At 70.9% G+C, this 20400-nt stretch carries 13 protein-coding genes; 9 read left to right on the top strand and 4 right to left on the bottom strand.

Annotated features, from left to right (window positions below; translation table 11 throughout):
- Positions 1-3: 3 nt before the first annotated feature.
- Complete coding sequence (locus tag ACVCAH_RS21845) at positions 4-774, top strand: DUF1223 domain-containing protein (protein WP_447138034.1); 771 nt, start codon at positions 4-6, stop codon at positions 772-774.
- 332 nt (positions 775-1106) lie between these two features.
- On the top strand, positions 1107-1574 hold the full coding sequence (locus ACVCAH_RS21840; RefSeq protein WP_447138033.1) for a hypothetical protein: 468 nt from the start codon (positions 1107-1109) through the stop codon (positions 1572-1574).
- Positions 1575-1613: 39 nt separating this feature from the next.
- On the opposite strand, the gene ACVCAH_RS21835 is transcribed toward ACVCAH_RS21840, so the two are convergent.
- Both ACVCAH_RS21835 and ACVCAH_RS21830 read right to left on the bottom strand, forming a co-directional pair.
- Positions 1614-2855, bottom strand: coding sequence for a phospholipase D-like domain-containing protein (locus tag ACVCAH_RS21835; protein ID WP_447138032.1), 1242 nt, complete (start codon positions 2853-2855; stop codon positions 1614-1616).
- A gap of 193 nt (positions 2856-3048) precedes the next feature.
- Positions 3049-3411, bottom strand: coding sequence for an STAS domain-containing protein (locus tag ACVCAH_RS21830; RefSeq protein WP_447138031.1), 363 nt, complete (start codon positions 3409-3411; stop codon positions 3049-3051).
- 255 nt (positions 3412-3666) lie between these two features.
- Between ACVCAH_RS21830 and ACVCAH_RS21825 the strand changes: the two genes are divergently transcribed.
- On the top strand, positions 3667-4419 hold the full coding sequence (locus ACVCAH_RS21825) for a GAF and ANTAR domain-containing protein (RefSeq protein ID WP_447138030.1): 753 nt from the start codon (positions 3667-3669) through the stop codon (positions 4417-4419).
- A gap of 52 nt (positions 4420-4471) precedes the next feature.
- Here ACVCAH_RS21825 and ACVCAH_RS21820 read toward each other — a convergent pair whose 3' ends face one another.
- Positions 4472-5116 carry a MarR family winged helix-turn-helix transcriptional regulator gene (locus ACVCAH_RS21820; RefSeq protein ID WP_447138029.1) on the bottom strand — a complete coding sequence of 215 codons (645 nt, stop codon included), beginning with the start codon at positions 5114-5116 and terminating at the stop codon, positions 4472-4474.
- 8 nt (positions 5117-5124) lie between these two features.
- Here ACVCAH_RS21820 and ACVCAH_RS21815 point away from each other — a divergent pair, with 8 nt between their 5' ends.
- The 3 genes from ACVCAH_RS21815 to ACVCAH_RS21805 all read left to right on the top strand — a co-directional run bounded on the left by ACVCAH_RS21815 (position 5125) and on the right by ACVCAH_RS21805 (position 12317).
- Positions 5125-6174 carry a hypothetical protein gene (locus tag ACVCAH_RS21815; RefSeq protein WP_447138028.1) on the top strand — a complete coding sequence of 350 codons (1050 nt, stop codon included), beginning with the start codon at positions 5125-5127 and terminating at the stop codon, positions 6172-6174.
- A 68-nt stretch (positions 6175-6242) separates the two neighbouring features.
- On the top strand, positions 6243-6419 hold the full coding sequence (locus ACVCAH_RS21810; RefSeq protein WP_447138027.1) for a hypothetical protein: 177 nt from the start codon (positions 6243-6245) through the stop codon (positions 6417-6419).
- Between the two features lie 435 nt (positions 6420-6854).
- A complete protein-coding gene (locus tag ACVCAH_RS21805) occupies positions 6855-12317 on the top strand; it encodes an ATP-binding protein (protein WP_447138026.1) in 5463 nt (1820 codons plus the stop codon).
- Between the two features lie 64 nt (positions 12318-12381).
- Here ACVCAH_RS21805 and ACVCAH_RS21800 read toward each other — a convergent pair whose 3' ends face one another.
- Positions 12382-15171, bottom strand: a complete 2790-nt coding sequence (locus tag ACVCAH_RS21800) for an ATP-binding protein (RefSeq protein ID WP_447138025.1) — start codon at positions 15169-15171, stop codon at positions 12382-12384.
- Between the two features lie 425 nt (positions 15172-15596).
- On the opposite strand from ACVCAH_RS21800, the gene ACVCAH_RS21795 reads away from it, so the two are divergent.
- The 3 genes from ACVCAH_RS21795 (at position 15597) to ACVCAH_RS21785 (ending at position 20291) form a co-directional block, all read left to right on the top strand.
- Complete coding sequence (locus tag ACVCAH_RS21795; protein WP_447138024.1) at positions 15597-16811, top strand: epoxide hydrolase family protein; 1215 nt, start codon at positions 15597-15599, stop codon at positions 16809-16811.
- A gap of 252 nt (positions 16812-17063) precedes the next feature.
- The gene (locus tag ACVCAH_RS21790) at positions 17064-17798 is read left to right on the top strand and encodes an SDR family oxidoreductase (RefSeq protein WP_447138023.1); all 735 of its coding nucleotides are present in this window, start codon (positions 17064-17066) and stop codon (positions 17796-17798) included.
- 333 nt (positions 17799-18131) lie between these two features.
- On the top strand, positions 18132-20291 hold the full coding sequence (locus tag ACVCAH_RS21785) for an amylo-alpha-1,6-glucosidase (RefSeq protein ID WP_447138022.1): 2160 nt from the start codon (positions 18132-18134) through the stop codon (positions 20289-20291).
- Positions 20292-20400: the final 109 nt, after the last annotated feature.

Raw genomic sequence — 20400 nt, 5'->3', positions numbered from 1 at the left:
GCCATGACGGACCCATCGCGCACCGGGTCGGATCGTGCCCGCCCGTCAGCGTCGCCGCAGCCGGCCGGGGACGTCGCGTCGGCCGGCGCGGGCTTCGCCGTCGTGGAAGTGTTCACCTCCCAGGGCTGCAACAGCTGCCCACCAGCCGAGGAACTGTTGAGCGAGATCGAGCGTGACGCCCGGAAGCGGGGACAGCCGGTCTTCGCCCTCGGATTCCACGTCGACTACTGGGACTACCTGGGCTGGGCCGATCCGTTGGCCGACGCGGCGTACACCGCGCGGCAGGAGGCGTACGCGCGCGCCTTCGGCACCGGGCGGTTGTACACCCCGCAGATGGTCGTCAACGGCACCGTCGAGTTCGTCGGTTCCGATCGTCGAGCGGCGGCGGACGCGATCGCGTCCGCCCTGACGGCTGCGGCCGTTACGCCGCTCACCCTGTCGGTCGAGGACGGCGCGGACGACGGGCGCCGGGTGGTGGTGAACTACCGGACCGAGCGGCCGCCGGCGCGGGCGGTGTTGAACGTGGCGATCGTGGAGCGGGGCCTGGAAAGCGAGGTCGCCCGGGGCGAGAACGCCGGGCGGACGCTGCGGCAGGACAACGTGGTGCGCGCCTTCGCGTCGGGGGGTCTGGACGCCGGGCCTGGGCGGGTGGAACTGGACCTGCCGCCGGATCTCGATCCGCGACACGCCTCGGTGGTCGGCTACGTGCAGAACGACGGCCACACGGCGATCGTCGGCGCCGCAGCCGTCGACCTGTCCGCCCAGCCGGCTTGAGAGCTGCGGTGTAGTCGGCCGGCGACGGCAGAGTCGACGTCGCCCGTCGCGGTCACTGCGGTTTGCGCACCTCGCCGGCCGTTCCGACAGGCTGGATCCGGGTCGGCCGGGGCAGGAGGAGATCCGCGGTCCGGGTCGACCGCGGGTCACCGGCTGAGTGATTCGAACTGGTTCGAAACACTCGGCCGCCGGGTGCGACGCCTGTTGACTGTGCCCCTGTTGAACCGCCCCGGATGTCGACGTACGCGGCCGTGCCGCCCGCCGAGGTGCCGCGGGCGGTCAGGTCCCGCCGCTCGCCGCGGCGTGGCACGCCGAGAGACACGGAGGCACCTTTGACCACCTCGCGATCGCGAGTCCTGGCGATGCTCGCCGCGCTCGTCCTCCTCACAACCGGAACCGCGTTCCTCGCCAACCCGCCGGCGCAGGCCGCGACCGGTACCTGCTCGGGCTCCAGGGTCGGTGGGTTCGACCTGTACGGGGACGTGGCCATCAACGGCTCGACGAGGTACGGGTATGTCGAGGTCTACTACAGCGGCGGGTACAACTGCGCACGAACGGTGTCGAGTTCGAACACCTGGGGCGTCAGCAAGGTCATGTCCGTCGAGCTGTGGGTCTGTTCGTCCGGCACCAGCAACTGCCGGTTGCTCGCGGCGGACGACCGGGACCACGGCACCTACCGGTACTACGCCGGACCGGTGACCGCCTACGCCGCCGGAAAATGCATCTGGGTGATCGGCAACATCTACTACCCGCCCACCGACTCCAACGCCGGCAACAACAAGGCGGGTTGGTGCGGCTGATGTCCGCGTGAGAGCCCGTCCGCCTCGTCGCGGGCGGGCTCAGCGGCACGGGAAGTTGCTCTTGGAGCAGGTCACCCCGGCGTTGTACGCATCGTTGAAGTGTGTGTAGTAGGCGTCGTAGAGCGGGTGGGCGGTGCCCGTCTCCGGTGCCATCTTGACGAAGATCTCGTCGTTCTCGTTGAGGGCGTCCTGGGTCCAGTTCTGGGACCCGGTGTAGATGCGGTACTGGTAGGCGCTGCCGTACCTGCCGTACGCCACGAAGAACTTGTCGTGCACCTTGTCCTTGCGACGGATGGCGACCCCGGCGTCGAGCAGCTCGTTGTAGACCGACTGGCTCATGGCGATGCCGCCCTCGGCGTTCGTGCCGATCGCCATCCAGACCCTGCACCCGGCGGAGCGGAACCGGGTGACGAGACCGACGATCTGCGGCCGGCCCGTGGTCACCGCCGCCATGCCGACGCGCAGCCGGCAGTCGGCGTCGGGGGTCAGGTCGTTGAGCCGGGTCACGATGGTGTCGGTCTGCCCCGCGCCTTCCGGGGACGCGTACACGTCGGCCGCGGCCGCCTGGTAGTAGCCCCGCCCGGAGGCGGAGTCGTAGTAGTCGTTGCCGCTGTAGTGCCGGCGGTTCCACATGTCGGCGAAGTTGGCGTTGAGCCCGGCGGCGAGCGTCGCGTCGCCGTAGACCGTGAGGGTGTTGTTGAACGCGTCCGGGCCGGTGGCGTAGGTGAGGTTGCTCGACCCGAACCAGACGACGTTGCCGCGGGCGACCCCGTTGGGATCGGTGGTGCTGGTGAAGGTGATCAGCTTGGTGTGCATGTCGCCCGCGGCGCTGGTGCTGATGCAGCCGTTGCCGCCACTGCTGTTCAGGCAGAACCGGTGGTTGGTCAGCTGCTTGATCTTCGCGATGGCGGAGTCGGTCGAGGTGGCGTTCTTGCCGTCGAGGATCACCATCACGGTGACGCCGCGGCTCTGGGCACGCAGCAGCGCGTCGGCGACGGAGTCCACGCTGAGGGAGTGGATCGCCCCGCGGACGGTGGAGCCGGCGGGCGCCGCGTCGATCAGCCGTTGCAGCTCGGTGATGATGGTGTAGTCGCGTCCCGCGGTCGGATCGGTGAAGTGCGCCCACACCGGGTAGCCGGCCAGGGTGGCCGACGCGGCGGAGACGCTCGACGCCTCGGGCGCGGCTGGTGCCGCTGCCGTTGGCGCGAGCACCGAGCACAACGCGACGAAAGAGCACACCAGCGTACGGCGGATCGTCACGCCCACCCGGCCCAAAGTCATAGACAGGGATGATTGTCGGGAATTTTCCGTACGTCAACGTCACCCGGCGGAATTCCCCATGAACGGCAACGGCCGTCCGGCGCGCCTCGGCCGAGGTTTCAGGTTGATCAACTCCGGGTACGTCTCCCGTAGCGACAGGTCCGGCAGACAGCCCGGACCAGGGTAAGACGCTGGATATGGAGCGAAAGGCAGGTCACTCAGTGGTGAATTCGTCCCTGAGGCGGACCAGGTTGAGGACGGTGGTGGTGATCCGGGACGGCTTGCGCAGCACCAGCGCACAGCCCTCCGCGGCGACGCGCCGGCGTACGGTCAGCAGTGCGGTGATCCCGGCGGCGCAGAAGAAGCTCACTCCGCTCAGGTCGAGCACCAGCACCGCGAGCGGTGGGCCGGCCATCACCTTGTCGACCAGGTCGACGAGCAGGTCGACCGTGTCCATGTCGAGTGGCCCCCGGACCTCCACCACCACCGCCGGTCCCTCCGCGGCGACCGCGAGGGACAGGATGGACTGGCGGGTGATTTCCGGCGGTGCCGGGTGCGGCGCCTGATGGACGGACATGAGACTGCTCCTCGGTGAGGACGTCTGGACCGGGTCGATCGGCCCACCGTGGGTGGGCGGCACTGGTCCTGGGCTCATGTCCGAACCCACCTCGACCCTAGCCGCGTCGCGCCCGATCCGCACCCCGCTCCTGCGGAGCGTGGGCTCCTGGGCGCTCAGACGCACCGGCCGGCGCTTCCCCGGGAAGTAAGCCAGGACGGTCACGTCACCTTCAGTGGAACCGAACGGACACATGGATTTCAGGAGGTAGCAGTGGTGTCCGATGCTGCTGAATCGCACCTGGCCTCCGCGTACGGCCGACTGCTGACCCTGCTCGCCGACTCACCCCACATCGATGTGTTCCTCGGCCAGGTCGTCGAGGTCGCGGCCGAGATGGTCTCCCCCGCCGTGGCCTGCGGACTGACGGTGCGCCGGGACGGCGGTGCCTTCACCGTCGCCGCCAGCGGCGACCTCGCCGCCCGGGCCGACGAGATCCAGTACGGCGCCGACGAGGGTCCCTGCCTCCAGGCGCTGCGCAGTGGACGGGTCGTCGAGGTCGTCGATCTGCGCGAGGACGGACGCTGGTGCCGCTACCGGGAACACGCGCTCCGGCTCGGCATCGCCAGCTCGCTGTCGCTGCCGATGACGGTCGACGGGGAGACCGTGGGCGCCTTGAACCTGTACGCCACCCACCCCGCCGCGTTCACCGAGCGAGCCCGCCAGCACGCCGTGGCGTTCGCCGACCAGGGGACGGCGGCGCTGACCGTCATCCTCCGCCAGGCCGACCAGGCCCTCCTGCACCAGCAGCTCACCGACGCGATGGCCTCCCGCAGCGTCATCGACCAGGCCCTCGGCGTGCTGATGGGTCAGCAGCGATGCACCGCCACGGAGGCGTTCGCCCTGCTCCGGCAGGCGTCCCAGCACCGCAACCGCAAGCTCCGCGACGTCGCCGCGGAGATCATCACGCAGGTGACCGGCACGTCCCCGCAGCCGGCTCCCGATTTCGTGGCGCCACGCCAACACACCTGACCACGGGTAACGGCCACCCGCCCGGCAAGCGACCCGCCGGGCGGGCCGGGCCTCACTCGGCCCAGGGCTGGAAGCCGGTCTGGAGGACGGCGTCCAGGAATGCCCGCAGTCGGACCGCCTCGTCGGCTCCGAACCGCTCCTCGAATCGGGCCTGCGCGGCTTGCCACAGCGGCAGGGCGGCATTCATACGGGCGAGACCCGCGGGCGTGATCGCCACGATCCTCGCGCGGCGGTCGCCGGTCGACGGCTCGACGGTCACCAGGCCCTCCCGCGTGAGCGGCTTGAGGTTTGTGGCCATCGTCGTGCGGTCCATGGAGATCATGTCAGCGAGGCTGGTGATCGTCATCTCTCCGCGAGCGCTGAGTTTCCGCAGGATGGTGAACTGCGTCGCACGAAGGCCGACCGGGCTGAGGGCCTTGTCGTAGGTCGCCGTGAGGTAGCGGGTGGCCTTGCGCAGTGCGAGGCAGTTGCACGGGTCGAGGTTCGTCAGGTGAGCACTCATGATCTCCTCCGGGCCTTCCCTCCTATGATAGGCGCATATGCGCCCAATGCGAAGGGCCGCCGGCGCCACCTTGCCGCTCCCCAGATACGAGCATATGCTCCTATCCGGTTCGAGCTGGAGGTACCCGCTCTCCAGGAGGGCCTGCCGGGCGTCTGCCTCCGCCTGGTCCTCCTCGCCCTTGCCCGCCCCTTCCACGGAGAGTCATGGAAACGCCCAACGGACACACCCCCGAGCGCGAGCGGACACCCTCCGCAGCGGCCGCGCCCTCCCGCCAGCCGGGTCAGGCCACCGGCGGCCTGCCGCCGGTGCGGGCCTGGCTTCAGCCGACCCTGATCGCCATGATCGTCGTGGCGGCCTTCATCGGCTGCTACATCGGTCTGCAGCGCGACCCCCAGCCCCACCAGGTGCCGATCGCGGTGACCGGACCGGAGCTGCCGGGCCAGATACGTCAGGCCCTCGGCGACAGCGTCGAGGTCCACCCGGCCGCCGACGCCGCAGCCGCGCGCCACGCCCTGGAACGCCACGAGGTGGTCGCCACGCTCAGCACCGACGGCCCGGGCCAACTGCGCCTGCAGATCGCGGGCGCGGACGGCCCGTCCACCACGACGGCGGTGAAGAACCTCGTCGGCGCCTACGCCAACAGTGCCGGCACGCACGTCACCGTCGAGGACGTCGTTCCCCTGAGCCACTTCGACGCCCGGGGACTGGCCGGCTTCTACATGGCGTTCGGCGTGACCCTGGCCGGTTTCGTCCTCGGCTCGAACGCCCTCGGCCTGGCCGGCCTCATGCGCCTGCGCCACCGGTTCTGGCTGCTGTCCGGCGCTTCCCTGGCCATCGGCACCCTCGCGGCGATCATCGCCGGCCCGATTCTGGAAGCCGTGCCGGCCCCGGTTCTCCCGCTGGTGTTCACGCTCGCCCTGCTGGCAGCCGCGGCCGCGCTCACCACCAAACTGCTCGGCACCTACTTCGGCCCGGTCGGAGTCCCGGTTGCCACCCTGCTGCTGCTCACCCTCGGCAACGCCACCAGCGGCGCCACCACAGGTGTCGACCTCCTGCCCGCCGCGGCCCGAGCCGTTTCCCCACTGCTGCCCCCGGGGGCGGCCGTGCGCGCCATCACCGACCTGAGCTACTTCCACGGCGCGCACGCCGTAGGCCCTGTGCTCACGCTCGCGCTGTGGGCCGTCCTCGCCGCGCTCCTGGTCGGCCTGCGTCCCCGCCTGACGCGGCGGCGGCCCGCCGCAGCCGCCGCCTGACCGCCCGCCCGTGGCGGGCCTCGTCGGCCGCCACCCGAGCATCACCCGGCCACTGAGGAGAGGATGCGATGCGACCAGCACCCCACGGCCCTGACCGCGCCGAAGCGACACGCCGCGCCCGGTTCGGCAAGCTGCCCCGGCGAATCCGTCCCGAGGACATGGTCGAGGAACGAGCAGCCACGCTGCCGGACCCGGCGCGGGACACCTACAACTCCGACGAGTGGCTCATCCGGCACAGCTGGTGAGCCACCCCGACCAGGCAATGGAGGATTCCGATGCGCCTTCGCAAACCCCTCATGACGGTGTCGATGGCGGTGCTCTCGCTGGCCGTCGCGATCGGTTGCTTCGCTCAGGCCGTCTGACCACCCCGGCACCGGTCGCTGTCGCCTGCCGACGCTGACGAATGCTTCAGCGGCGGCAGGCACGGTTTCCCAGCGGTCAGTCCTCGCGGTCCGGGTGAGTGAGAGGCGGCCGACACCTGCCCGGCTGGCCGAGGCTCGCATCCGCCCCGGCCGCGGGCTGGGCGGATAAAAAGTTTTGTTCGGTTCCTACAACTGGTGCCGCGCAGGGTTCGGTGGTTACGGCATGGCGCTGCCAGCCGGCAGGCGGAAAGGTGAGCGCTGCCGGAGGCCGGGGTCTCGCGGCGCGTACATCGTGGGTCTACCGGAGGGGTCGGTCGGGTGTTCAGCCGTATCGCCATCGTCAACCGTGGTGAGGCCGCGATGCGGCTCATCCACGCGGTCCGAGAGCTGGCCGCGAAGACCGGGATGCGGATCGAGACCGTCGCCCTGTACACCGACGTCGACCGCACCGCCACGTTCGTGCGCGAGGCGGACATCGCCTACGACCTCGGTCCCGCGTCCGCGCGCCCGTACCTTGACCTGACGAAGCTGGAGCGCGCGTTGGTCGAGACCGGGGCCGACGCCGCGTGGGTCGGCTGGGGCTTCGTCGCCGAGGACCCGGCGTTCGCGGAGCTGTGCGAGAAGGTCGGGGTCACCTTCGTCGGGCCGAACGCGGAGGCCATGCGCCAGCTCGGCGACAAGATCGGCGCGAAGCTGATCGCCGAAGAGGTCGGCGTGCCGGTCGCGCCGTGGAGCCGCGGCGCGGTCGAGACCCTGGACGCCGCGCTGGCGGCGGCGACCGAGATCGGTTACCCGCTGATGCTGAAGGCGACCGCCGGCGGCGGCGGACGCGGTATCCGCGTGGTCACGAACTCCGCCGAGCTCGCCGACGCGTACGAGCGCACCAGCCAGGAGGCGGCGCGCGCGTTCGGCAGCGGCGTCGTGTTCCTGGAGCGCCTGGTCACCGGTGCCCGGCACGTCGAGGTCCAGGTGATCGCCGACGGCCAGGGCACGGCGTGGGCGCTCGGTGTCCGCGACTGTTCGGTGCAGCGGCGCAACCAGAAGGTCATCGAGGAGTCGGCGTCGCCGGTGCTCAGCCCGGCACAGGCCGCCGAGCTCAAGGCGTCGGCCGAACGGCTGGCCGTCGCGGTCGGTTACCGGGGCGCGGCGACCGTCGAGTTCCTCTACCACCCTGGCGACCGGCTGTTCGCGTTCCTCGAGGTCAACACCCGCCTGCAGGTCGAGCACCCGATCACCGAGTCGACGACCGGGTTCGACCTGGTCAAGGCGCAGCTGCACGTCGCCGCGGGCGGGCGGCTCGAAGGCGAGCCGCCGGTGGAACGCGGGCACGCCATCGAGGCCCGGCTGAACGCCGAGGACCCGGACCGCGACTTCGCGCCCTCCCCAGGCCGGATCGCGCGGCTGGACCTGCCCGCCGGGCCGGGCATCCGGGTGGACACCGGCGTCAGCGAGGGTGACACCATCCCCGCCGACTTCGACTCGATGATCGCGAAGATCATCGCCTACGGTCGCGACCGCGACGAGGCGCTCGGCAGGCTGCGCCGGGCGATGGCGAACACCACGGTGATCATCGAGGGCGGCGCGACGAACAAGAGTTTCGTGCTCGACCTGCTCGACCAGCCCGAGGTCATCGACGCGAGCGCGGACACCGGTTGGATCGACCGCGTCCGCGGCGCGGGCCGGCTCATCGCGCACCGGCACTCCGCCGTCGCGCTGGCGGCCGCCGCCATCGAGGCGTACGAGGAGGAGGAACGCGCCGAGCGGCGGCGGCTGCTGTCGACGGCGTCCGGCGGGCGCCCGCAGGTGCAGCACGCCGGCGGCCGACCGCTGGACCTCAAGCTGCGTGGCGTCAGCTACCGCCTGCGCGTGGCACGGGTCGGCGCGCACCGATTCCGGGTCGGCATCGAAGCGGGCGGGGCCGTCCGCGCCGCCGACGTCGAGCTTGACCGCTTCGACCGGCACACCGGGCAGATCGTCGTCAACGGCGCCCGGTACCGCCTGCTCACCGGGACGCACGGGCCGATCCACCTAGTCGAGGTGGACGGGGTGACGCACCGGGTCAGCCGCGACGAGGGCGGTGTCGTCCGCTCACCCATGCCCGCGCTGGTCGTCGCCACGCCACTAGAGGTCGGCGCCGAAGTCGAGGCCGGCGCGCCGGTGCTGGTGCTGGAGGCCATGAAGATGGAGACGGTGCTGCGGGCGCCGTTCAAGGCGCGGCTGAAGGAATGCGCCGTCTCCGTGGGCAGCCAGGTGGAGGCCGGCGCGCCGTTGCTGCGGCTGGAGCCGCTGGCCGACCAGGCCGACGAGGCCGCGGCCGGCCCGGCCGCCGCGGCCGTCGAGCTGGACCTGCCCGCCGCGCCCGCCGAGATCCCGGCGCGCAAGCGCGCCACGCGCGGCCAGGAGGACCTGCGCGGTCTGCTGCTCGGTTTCGACGTCGACCCGCACGACGACGGCCGGGTGCTCGACGACTACCTGGCCGCACGCCGGGCGGCCACCGAGGACGGGTACCGGCCGCTGGCCGAGGAACTCGACCTCGTCAACGTGTTCGCCGACCTCGCCGAGCTGAGCCGCAACCGGCCGACCGGCGAGGACGGCGGCGACGCCCACGTGCACAGCGCCCGCGAGTACTTCCACACCTACCTGCAGAGCCTCGACGTCGAGCGGGCCGGCCTGCCGAGTTCGTTCCAGGCGAAGCTCGCCAAGGCGCTCGGGCACTACGGTGTCACCGACCTGGAGCGCTCCCCCGAACTCGAAGCCGCCGTGTTCCGGATCTTCCTCGCCCAGCAACGCGCGTCCGCCGACGCCACGGTCGTCGCGACGCTGCTGCGCACGTGGCTGCGGGAGTCGCCGCCGGACGAGACGCTGCGCGAGCCGGCGGGCCTCGCGCTGGAGCGGCTGGTGGCCGCGACGCAGGTCCGCTTCCCCGTGGTCGCCGACCTCGCCCGCGGCGTGGTGTTCGCCTGGTTCGCCCAGCCACTGCTGCGCCGCAACCGCGCCCGCGTCTACGCCCAGGTCCGCAGGCACCTGCGCCAGCTGGACGCGCAGCCGGACGCGCCGGACCGCGCCGAGCGGATCGCCGAGATGGTACGCAGCACCGAGCCGTTGGTTCGGCTGCTCGGCCAGCGGCTCGGGCGCGACCACCTCGACAACGCGGTCATGCTGGAAGTCCTGACCCGGCGGTACTACGGCAACAAGGGGCTCACCAGCGTCGGCACCCACGACGTCGCGGGTTGCCGGTTCGTGGTCGCCGAGCGCGCGGACTCGAGCGTGGTCTCGGCCGCGGTGAGCTTCGACGCGCTGGGCGGCGCGCTGCGTGGGCTGGCCGAGCTGGCAAGCGGCGAGGACGCCGTCGACGCCGACATCTACCTCGCCTGGGAGAGCCAGCCGGAGGACTTCGACGCGATGGTGGCCGCGCTGCTCGAGGTCGTCAACGCGCACCCGCTGCCGCCCCAGGTCCGCAGGGTCACCACCACCGTCGCCGGTCGAGGCGGAGCGGTGATGCACCACCACTTCACGTTCCGCCCGTCGAGCGCCGGGATGGCCGAGGAGCGGCTGATCCGCGGCCTGCACCCGTACATCGCGCAGCGGATGCAGCTGGAGCGGCTGCGCAAGTTCGACCTGACCCGGCTGCCGTCGGCGGACGAGGAGGTCTACCTCTTCCGATGCGTGGCGCGGGAGAACCCGTCCGACGAGCGTCTCGTCGCGTTCGCGCAGCTGCGCGACCTGACCGAACTGCGCGAGCACGACGGCCGGCTGGTCGCGCTGCCCACCGCCGAGGACACCGTCGCCGCGTGCCTCGACTCCATCCGCCGCGCGCAGTCGCGGCGTTCGTCGAAGACTCGGTTCAACACCAACCGGATCGTGGTCTACGTGTGGCCGCCGAGCGAGCTCACCCGCGAGGAGATGGAGATGATCGCCGGGCGAGTGCGGCCGACGACCGCAGGCGCCGGGCTGGAGGAGATCCTGTTCATCGCGCGGCAGCGTGACCGCACGACCGGCGAACTGACCAAGATCGCCGTACGGATCTCCTTCGGCGCCACGGGCGGCGCCGAGCTGACCATCGGCGAGCCGCCGGTCGAGCCGGTCGAGCCGCTCGACGACTACCGGCTGAAGGTGCTGCGGGCGAGCAGCCGCAACACGGTGTACCCGTACGAGCTGACCGGCCTGCTCGGCGACTTCGTCGAGCACGACCTCGACGACGACCATGCGCTGGTGCCGGTCGACCGGCCGAAGGGGCGCAACAGCGCGGCGATCGTCGCCGGCCTGGTCACCACGCCGACCCCACGGCACCCGCAGGGTGTCACCCGGGTGGTGCTGCTCGGCGACCCGACGAAGTCGCTGGGTGCGCTGTCGGAACCGGAGTGCCGCCGGGTGATCGCCGCGCTGGACCTGGCCGAGCGGATGCGGGTGCCGCTGGAGTGGTACGCGCTCTCCGCCGGCGCCCGGATCTCCATGACGTCGGGCACGGAGAACATGGACTGGGTGGCCGCGGCGCTCAAGCGGATCGTCGAGTTCACCCAGGACGGCGGTGAGATCAACATCGTGGTCGCGGGCATCAACGTCGGCGCGCAGCCGTACTGGAACGCCGAGGCGACGATGCTCATGCACACCAAGGGCGTCCTGGTGATGACGCCGGACTCGGCGATGGTGCTCACCGGCAAGCAGTCGCTCGACTTCTCCGGTGGCGTGTCCGCGGAGGACAACTTCGGCATCGGCGGCTACGACCGGGTGATGGGCCCCAACGGGCAGGCGCAGTACTGGGCGCCAAACCTCCCGGCCGCGCGGGACGTGCTGATGGCGCACTACGACCACACGTACGTCGCACCCGGCGAGGACGCGCCGCGGCGGGCGGACACCACCGACCCCACCGACCGGGACATCTCCGACTTCCCGCATGCCGTGGCCAGCAGCGACTTCACCACCGTCGGCGAGATCTTCTCCGCCGCGGCCAACCCGGAACGCAAGAAGCCGTTCGACATCCGGACGGTGATGCGGGCGCTCTCCGACCAGGACCACCCGGTGCTGGAACGTTGGGCGGGCATGGCCGACGCGGAGACCGCGGTCGTGCAGGACGTACACCTCGGCGGCATCCCGGTGTGCCTGCTCGGCATCGAGTCACGGGCGGTGCCCCGCCGTGGCTTCCCGCCCACCGACGGCCCGGACACCTACACCGCGGGCACGCTGTTCCCGCGGTCGTCGAAGAAGGCCGCCCGGGCGATCAACGCGGCCAGCGGCAACCGACCGCTGGTGGTGCTGGCGAACCTGTCGGGCTTCGACGGCTCGCCCGAGTCGATGCGAAAGCTGCAACTGGAGTACGGCGCCGAGATCGGCCGCGCGATCGTGAACTTCCGCGGGCCCATCGTGTTCTGCGTGATCTCCCGGTACCACGGCGGCGCGTTCGTGGTGTTCTCGAAGGCGCTGAACCCCAACATGACCGTGCTGGCCCTGGAAGGCTCGTTCGCGTCGGTGCTCGGCGGCGCACCCGCCGCCGCGGTGGTGTTCTCCGGCGACGTCGACGCCCGCACCGCCGCCGACCCGCGCGTACGCGATCTGGAGGCCCGCGTCGCGGCGGCCGCCGGCGCCGACCGCGCCGCGTTGACCGCGGAACTCGACGAGCTCCGCGCCTCGGTCCGCGCGGAGAAGCTCGGCGAGGTGGCCACGGAGTTCGACCGCGTGCACAACATCCAGCGTGCGGTCGAGGTCGGCTCGGTCGACGCGGTCATCCGGGCAGCCGAACTCCGTCCCCGCATCATCGAGGCCATCGACGCGCATCTGGGTTGACCCGCCGGGGGCGATCGTGGGGCCGGGTGGCGTCGGGAACGCGACCCGGCCTCGTTGATCGCCATCACCCCGTCGGCGGCGCTCCCGGCGTGGAGGGCAACGTGCGGAGCTGCCGGCGTGAGCTGACTCCGAGCTTGGTGAACACCTTGCCGAGGTGCCACTCGACCGTGCGTGGACTGATGAACAGCTGGGCGGCGATCTCCGAGTTGGTGTGCCCGTCTCTGGCCAGCCTGGCGATCTGGGCCTCCTGGCTGGTGAGTTCGGTGAGAGTTCCGGCCGTCCGCTTGCGTACGGTCTCGCCGGTGGCCAGCAGCTCCCTGCGGGCGCGCTCGGCGAACCCGTCGGCTCCGAGCCGGCTGAAGGCCTCGTAGGCGGTGCGTAGCTGGGTACGGCTTTCCTGGCGGCGGTGGTGGCGACGCAGCCACTCGCCGTAGAGCAGACGGGCGCGGGCCAGCTGGACGACGATCCGGCAGCGTCCGAGATGCTCGATCGCCTCCCGGTAGAGCGCGTCGGCCTCCTGGTCGTCGCTCAGCAGCGCGCGCGAGCAGGCCTCCACGCCCAGGGCCCACTCGGTGCCGCCCGCGCGGGTGCGTTCGGTGAGCTTGTCCAGCGCCGCCACGGCGGCCGCTGGCTGCCCGCTGCGGGCGGCCGCCTCGATCAGTTCGGCCAGTGCCCACCCGAAGAATCCCAGATCCTCGTACTGGCACGCGCGTGTCGCGGCCGCCAGCGCGGTGTCGTAGCGGCCGAGGCCGTTGTACAGCACCGCGGTTGCGTAATCGGCGAGGCTGAGAACGCGTCCCTCGCCCCGGGCGCCCACCTCGTCGATGGTGGTCTGGATGAGGTCACGTGCCTGGGGTTCCTGTGCACGCCAGGCGCTGAGCACCAGCGACGTGTACATCATGGGCACGCCGCCCGCCGCCTCCGAGATCGCTGTCGCTTCGTCGATCAGAACCGCCGCGGTATCGAATTCGCCGGCGTGCACGTGGAAGCCCGCCTTGTAGGTCAGCGCCATCGGGAGGACGGAGAGCGCACCCGTTTCGCGGGCGATGCGGACCGCGGCGCTCGCCATCTCGTGCCACGCGTCGTCGTCCCACATCTCCGGTGCGAGAGGCTCGGGTATCACCCGGAACGCCAGCCACAGCCAGCGCCGGTCCGCATCCGTCGCGCCAGATCTCTGCTCCTGCCGGACGATGTCCAGTGCCCGCCGGAGAGCGTCGACAGTGGACGCGCACCGATCGATGATCAAGCCGGCCATGCTGTCCAGCAGGACGTCGACCGTCCGCGGCGGGGTCGGCGGGGACGGTCCGGCGCGGACTGCCTCGGCCACCTCCCGCTGCCCGGCTCCTTCACTCAGCCGGCCGGCGAAGATCGCCGCGCCCACCGCTTCCAGCAGGGTGTCACGCGCAAGGGCCCCATCGAGAGGCGCGAGCCGGTGTGCGGCGTCGAGCAGAAGCCGCGGTGCGTTGGCGCAGCGTAGCTGGGAGAACACCAGCCGGGCTCGCAACCGCTCGAGTCGGGCCCGCTGCAGGTCGTCGAGGGGACCGGCCTCCGCGGCCGCCAACAGGCTGTCGGCCTGTTCCGTCCCGCCGGCGTCGATGTCGAGCTCAGCGGCGGCCAGCGCCCGGGCGACGCGTCGCGCGGGATCGGGCGTCAGCTCCGCCGCCCGCCGCAGGAACGAGGCGGCGGCAGCGGCTCCGCCCCGGCCTTGAGCCCGGTCAGCCGACCGCTCCAGGTCGACGGCGATGTTCTCATCGGGCCCGGTGGCGGCCTGAGCGCGATGCCACGCCCTGCGGTCGGGATCACGGTGGGGATCGGTGGCCTGTGCCAACGCTCGGTGCGCCGACCGGCGGTCGGGCGGAGGCGTCCGTCGGTAGACGGCGGAGCGCACCAGCGGATGGCGGAAGCGCACCCTGGCGCCGAACTCCACCAGCCCTGCGCTCTCGGCTGGCACCGCGGCGTCCACCGGGATCTCCTGCAGACCGGCTGCGCGCCACAGCAGGCCGCCGTCTCCGGTCGGCTCGGCCGCGGCGGTCACCAGAAGCCGCTGACTGTCCGGAGGCAGTGACCGGAACTGCTGATAACAGGCACTCTCGACGTGGCTCGCCAGGGCGTGCCTGCCGGGCAGCCCGTATCCGCCCGCCAGCTCAGCGGGTGCGAGCGCCTGCGGCAGATGCAGCAGGGCCATCGGATTGCCGTGCGCCTCGGCGACGATCCGATCCCGCACCAGCGGGTCGAGCGGCGCGCGGACGGCCGAAGCCAGCAGGGCACGCGCGTCGGGCTCGCTGAGGCCCTCGACGATCAACTCCGGCAGACCGGCCAGCTCACGATCGTCATCAGGCTTCCGCACGGCGAAGACCAACGCCACCGACTCGGCCATCAACCGCCTGGCGACGAACGCCAGCACCTGCATGGACCCGTCATCCAGCCACTGCGCGTCATCGACGAGGCAGGCCAGCGGCCGATCCTCGGCGGCGCAGGCCAGCAGAGTGAGCACCGCCAGGCCTACCAGGAACCGGTTGGGCGCCTCGCCCTCGCGTAGTCCGAACGCGACGGACAACGCATCGCGCTGCGGTCCGGGCAGCTCATGAAGCTGACCCAGCATGGGCGCGCAGAGCTGATGAAGGCCCGCGAACGGAAGCCCCATCTCCGACTCGATGCCCGCGACGCCAGCCGTACGGAACCCGACGGCCCGGCTGGCCGCGTACTCCAGCAACGCGGTCTTGCCGATCCCTGCCTCACCGCGAAGGACCAGGACCGCGCTGTTGCCCGACCGCGCGGTGGCCAGCACCCGCTCCAGCGCGGCCAACTCCGGGCCCCGGCCCCGCAGTTCGACCCGCGTATCGATGGCGGGCACCCCCCATGAGTCGATCTTCCTAGTCCGCGGCTGGGTAGGTCGTGCGGCCAATACGGTCATTTTACTCAGATCGGGTCTGCCTGCCTGGGCAAACCTCCACTCCGCCGCCGCAGGTAGCGGTGGCCGCAGACCGTACGTGCCTGGCGAAACCTCGCGGGTTCCGGCGCCGAACGCACCCGGGGTTTCAGCCACGGGCCCACACCCGGGGGTTTCCCTGGGGCGATGGACGTCCGCCGGCGCGATCGTGGACGGGCCAGCGACACAGGGTCGCTGACGAGCCATGAATCCGGCACCAGGAGGACCGATTTATGCGGAATTAGCACGAGTCCGGGCGGCGTCTTCACCCAGGATGCCCGTCCGAGAAAGAAGTCGGCGCACGCCGTTTTTGTCGCGGTAAGGCAATCCAACACAGCAAAGGAACACACATGTCTGCCACCCCGGAAACGCCAGCGATCCGGCCGTTCACGGTCGAGGTCCCCGAGGCGGAGCTCAAGGCGCTGCGCGAGCGCATCCTGGCCACGCGCTGGCCGGAGAAGGAGACCGTTGACGACCAGTCGCAGGGCCCGCAGCTCGCCATGATGCAGGAACTCGCGCGCTACTGGGCCACGGAGTACGACTGGCGCAAGGTCGAGGCGCGGCTGAACTCCCTGCCGCAGTTCATCACCGAGATCGACGGCGTGGACATTCACTTCGTCCACGTTCGCTCGAAGCACGAGAACGCCCTGCCGCTCATCGTCTCGCACGGCTGGCCGGGTTCGATCATCGAGCAGCTGAAGATCATCGAGCCGCTGACCGACCCGACGGCACACGGCGGCAGCGCAGAGGACGCCTTCCACGTCGTGATTCCGTCGATGCCCGGTTACGGGTACTCGGGCAAGCCGACGGAGACCGGCTGGGGCCCGGACCGCATCGGTCGTGCCTGGGTGCAGCTGATGAAGCGCCTCGGCTACGACCAGTTCGTGGCGCAGGGCGGCGACTGGGGCGCGATCGTCGTGGACCTGATGGCCGCGGAGGCGCCCGAGGGGCTGCTCGGTATCCACACCAACATGGCCGGCACGGTCCCGGCCGAGATCGACAACCTGTTCCAGAAGAACATCATCGGCGCCGCCAACGCGCTCGAGAATCTGCCAGCCGGCCTCTCCGACGAGGAGCGGCAGACGTGCGAGCAGCTGGACTTCGCGTGGAAGCACGTCACCTACGCCCTGCAGATGGCGGCTCGCCCGCAGACGCTGACCGGGTTGGCGGATTCGCCGGTCTTTCTGGCAGCTTGGATGTGCGACCATGACGCGGCGAGCCTGGCGCTGATCTCTCGGTCGTTCGCCGGGGTGCCCGAGGGCCTGACGCGCGACGACGTCCTCGACAACATCACCCACTTCTGGCTGACGAACTCGGGCGTCTCCGCAGCGCGGCTTTACGCGGAGAACACGTTCTCGTTCTGGGGCGTCAAGGGCACCAAGATCCCGGTTGCGGTGAGCGTCTTCCCGGACGAGATGTATCAGGCTCCGAAGAGCTGGGCAGAAAAGGCGTACCCCAAGCTCGTCCACTACAACAAGCTCGACAAGGGCGGGCACTTCGCGGCTTGGGAGCAGCCGAAGGCCCTCGTGGAGGAGGTCCGCGCGGGCTTCCGGTCGCTGCGCTAGATGACCGTGGCCGTCTGAACCGGCTCTAGCTCGGCGGGGCGGCCGAGTGGCTCCATCGCGAGTCCCTCGGCCGCCCCGAGCCGCGTCGCGCTGGTCGACGTCCCGACGCGTCGGCGCGGATCGTCTCGGGCTCGGGCAGGTCAGCGTGGCGGTACTCGCTGCGTTCTTCCGCGAGCTGATGATTCGTTTATCCGGTGCTGGCACGGCGCGACGCCTAGTTTCGACAGCAGGCACGGGTCAAGGGGGTTCACCATGAGCACGGCACAGCGCGTCGCGATCGTCACGGGAGGATCCCGTGGCATCGGCCGGCAGGTCGTACAGCGGCTGGCCGAGGACGGCTGCGCGGTCGTCGTCAACTACGCCGGCAACAAGGCCGACGCGGACGCGACCATGGCGACCCTGACCGGCGCCGGCGCCAGGGCGATCGCGGTCCAGGCCGACGTCGCCGACGAGAACGCGGTCAGCGCCCTGTTCGACGCCGCGGAGCGGGAGTTCGGCGGGATCGACGTGGTGGTGAACATGGCCGGCATCATGCCGATGGGCCGGCTGGTCGATCTCGACCTCGAGACCATCGACCGGGTGATCCGCACCAACCTGCGCGGTGCCCTCGTGGTCACCCAGCAGGCCGCCCGCCGGCTGCGCGCCGGTGGCGCCATCATCAACATCTCCAGCTCGATCACCAGGTTCAGCCGGCCCGGGTACGCCGCGTACGCCGCCACCAAGGGCGGAGTGGAGGCGATCACCCTGATCCTCGCCCGCGAACTGCGCGGCCGCGACATCACGGTCAACACGGTCGCCCCCGGCCCGGTCGCCACCCAACTGTTCCTGCGCGGCAAGGACGAGGAGACCATCGCCCGGATCGCCGCCGAGCCACCGCTGGAACGGATCGGCACCCCGGAGGACGTCGCCGAGGTCGTGGCGTTCCTCGCCGGCCCGGGCCGCTGGGTCAACGGCCAGGTGCTGTTCGCCAACGGCGGCGCCATCTGATCGGCTGAGCGCCCGCCGGTGTGGGGATGTCGAACCGCACACCTGGGCCGAAAGCGGAGTTCAAGCCCGGTTCGGTGGGTTCGGCGCTGTAGCTACCCTCCCCCGCGAACCTCCTCGCGGCTCGCTGTGATGGAGCGCGTCGACCGGGCGTCATGGGCGGAGATGTCCGGACGCCGAGGTCCCCACCGATTCGGGTCGGCAACGGATGGCGCGGGATGACTTGCGCGTAGCCGGGAACCCACGGGTCGTCCTGACAGCGGCTCAGCCGGGGATCTCCCGCTTCGAGGCGAGGCCCGGCAGTGGGCGAACCGTGTCGACGATCGAGGAGGTGTGGTGACCGCGACATCACGGCGGCCGACCCCTGCCGACCCGATGCCGGACGCACCGACCGGGCCGGGGGTTCCCAGCGGCGCCTGCCGGGACCTGCCGCCGGAACTGGGGCCCGACGCGGTCGGCGTGCTCGAGGGCCGCACCTTCATGTTCTCCGACGCCTCCGGAAACGTTCCGAGTGGCTCCATCGGCGGCCTGGTGCACGACGACACCCGGTTCCTCAACCACTGGGATTTGACGATCGACGACGCCGCGCTGCTCGTGCTCTCGTCGGGGACCGTCGACGCCTACTCGGCGGCGTTCTTCCTGGCCAACTCCGGCCTGCCCAACCTGCCCGCCAATCGGGTCGGGGTGCGACGGCAGCGCTTCGTCGGTGACGGCCTCTACGAACGGGTCGAGCTGCGGTACTTCGGGATCGAGCCGGTGACCATCCGACTGCGCCTGGCCGTCGGGACGGATTTCGCGGACCTTTTCGAGATCAAGGAGTCCGGCCGCGACCGCGCCCCGGACATCACCCGCCAGCACGAACCGGACGGCTCGGCACTCGCCTTCCGGTACCGCAACGGCAGCTACACGGCGTCGTTACGCGTCGAGGCCGACCCGCCGGCCGACCTGATCGACGGCGACACCCTCGTCTGGTCCGTACGCCTCGAGCGGGGACAGCGGTGGAGCTGCGACCTGAGCGTTCCGCTGCGCTGCGGCGAAGAGAACTATCGGCCGGTGGTGCGCGGGTTCGGCGAGGCGTTCGATCACGGGCCGCACGACCCGGCGACCCGATGGGCGGCGGAGAAACCGCATCTGCACGCGGATGCTGACCTGCTCCGCGACGTCTACCACAAGTCGGCGGTTGATCTCGTGTCGATGCGGATCGAGAAGACCGTCGCCGGGGAACCGGTTGTTCTGCTCGCCGCGGGCCTGCCGTGGTTTCTCACCGCCTTCGGTCGCGACACGCTGATCACCGCGTACCAGACCATGGCCTGTGGCTCGGAGGTCGCCCGGGGCACCCTGATCGTGCTGGCCACCCATCAGGCGAAGACGTACGACGACTTCACGGACCAGGAGCCGGGAAAGATCTTCCACGAGTACCGCTCGGGCGAGCTCACCCAGCTCGGACTCAAGCCCTACCACCCCTACTACGGCGGGGCGGACACCACCGCGCTGTGGCTGATCCTTCTGTCGGAGTACTGGCGGTGGACCGGGGACGCCGACCTCCTACACCGGCTGCGGGACAACGCCGAAGCCGCGCTGCGGTGGATCGACCGGTACGGCGACCGCGACGGCGACGGTTACGTCGAATACGCCACCCGCTCGACCCAGGGCCTGGGCAACCAGTGCTGGCGGGACTCCCCCGACGGCGTGCAGTACGCCGACGGGACGATCCCTGTCCTACCGATCGCCACCTGCGAGACGCAGGGCTACACGTACGACGCGAAACTGCGAATGGCCGAACTCGCCGGCGGCCCGTGGCAGGACCCCACCATGGCCCGGCGCCTACGGGCCGACGCCGCGCGACTCCGCGAGCGGTTCAACCGGGACTACTGGATCCCCGAGCGGGGTGGGTACTACGCCGTCGGTCTCGACGGTGACAAACGGCCCATCGACTCGATGACCTCCAACATGGGCCATCTGCTGTGGAGCGGCATAGTCCCCGACGACCGCGCCGGACAGGTCGCGCGACACCTGATGTCACCCGAGATGTTCTCCGGATGGGGTGTACGTACCCTTTCCACCGCCGATGTCGGCTACAACCCGATCGGCTACCACGTCGGCACGGTCTGGCCACACGACAACTCGATCATCGCTGCCGGGCTGACGCGCTACGGCTACCGCGACGAGGCCAACCGGATCGCGATGGCGATGCTGGAAGGCTCCCGCTACTCCGACCACCGGCTGCCCGAGGCGTTCTCCGGCTACGACCGGTCCTTCGGCCGCCAGCCCGTGCCGTACCCGACCGCCTGCAATCCCCAGGCCTGGGCCAGCGGGGCACCCCTGCTGTTCCTCCGCACGATGCTCGGCATCGAACCACGCGAGGGCCGACTCGTCGCCGACCCCCACGTCCCCGACGAACTCGGCTCGATCCGCCTGCACCAGGTGGCGGCGCTCGGACGACGGTGGAACATCGAAGCTGCAGGGTCCGAGGCCACCGTCTCCCCAGCCGACTAGGGGTACGTCTGGCTGGGCGACCGCCATCAGCTTCGAAAGGAGCCTGTTCGTCCGCACCGGACGCAGAAGGCAGGGAGAGCCCTGCCACTTTAGCGCGGTCTGCTGGAGC

Source organism: Micromonospora sp. LZ34 (genome assembly GCF_052981855.1).
This window is presented reverse-complemented; position numbering and strand designations above follow the sequence as displayed.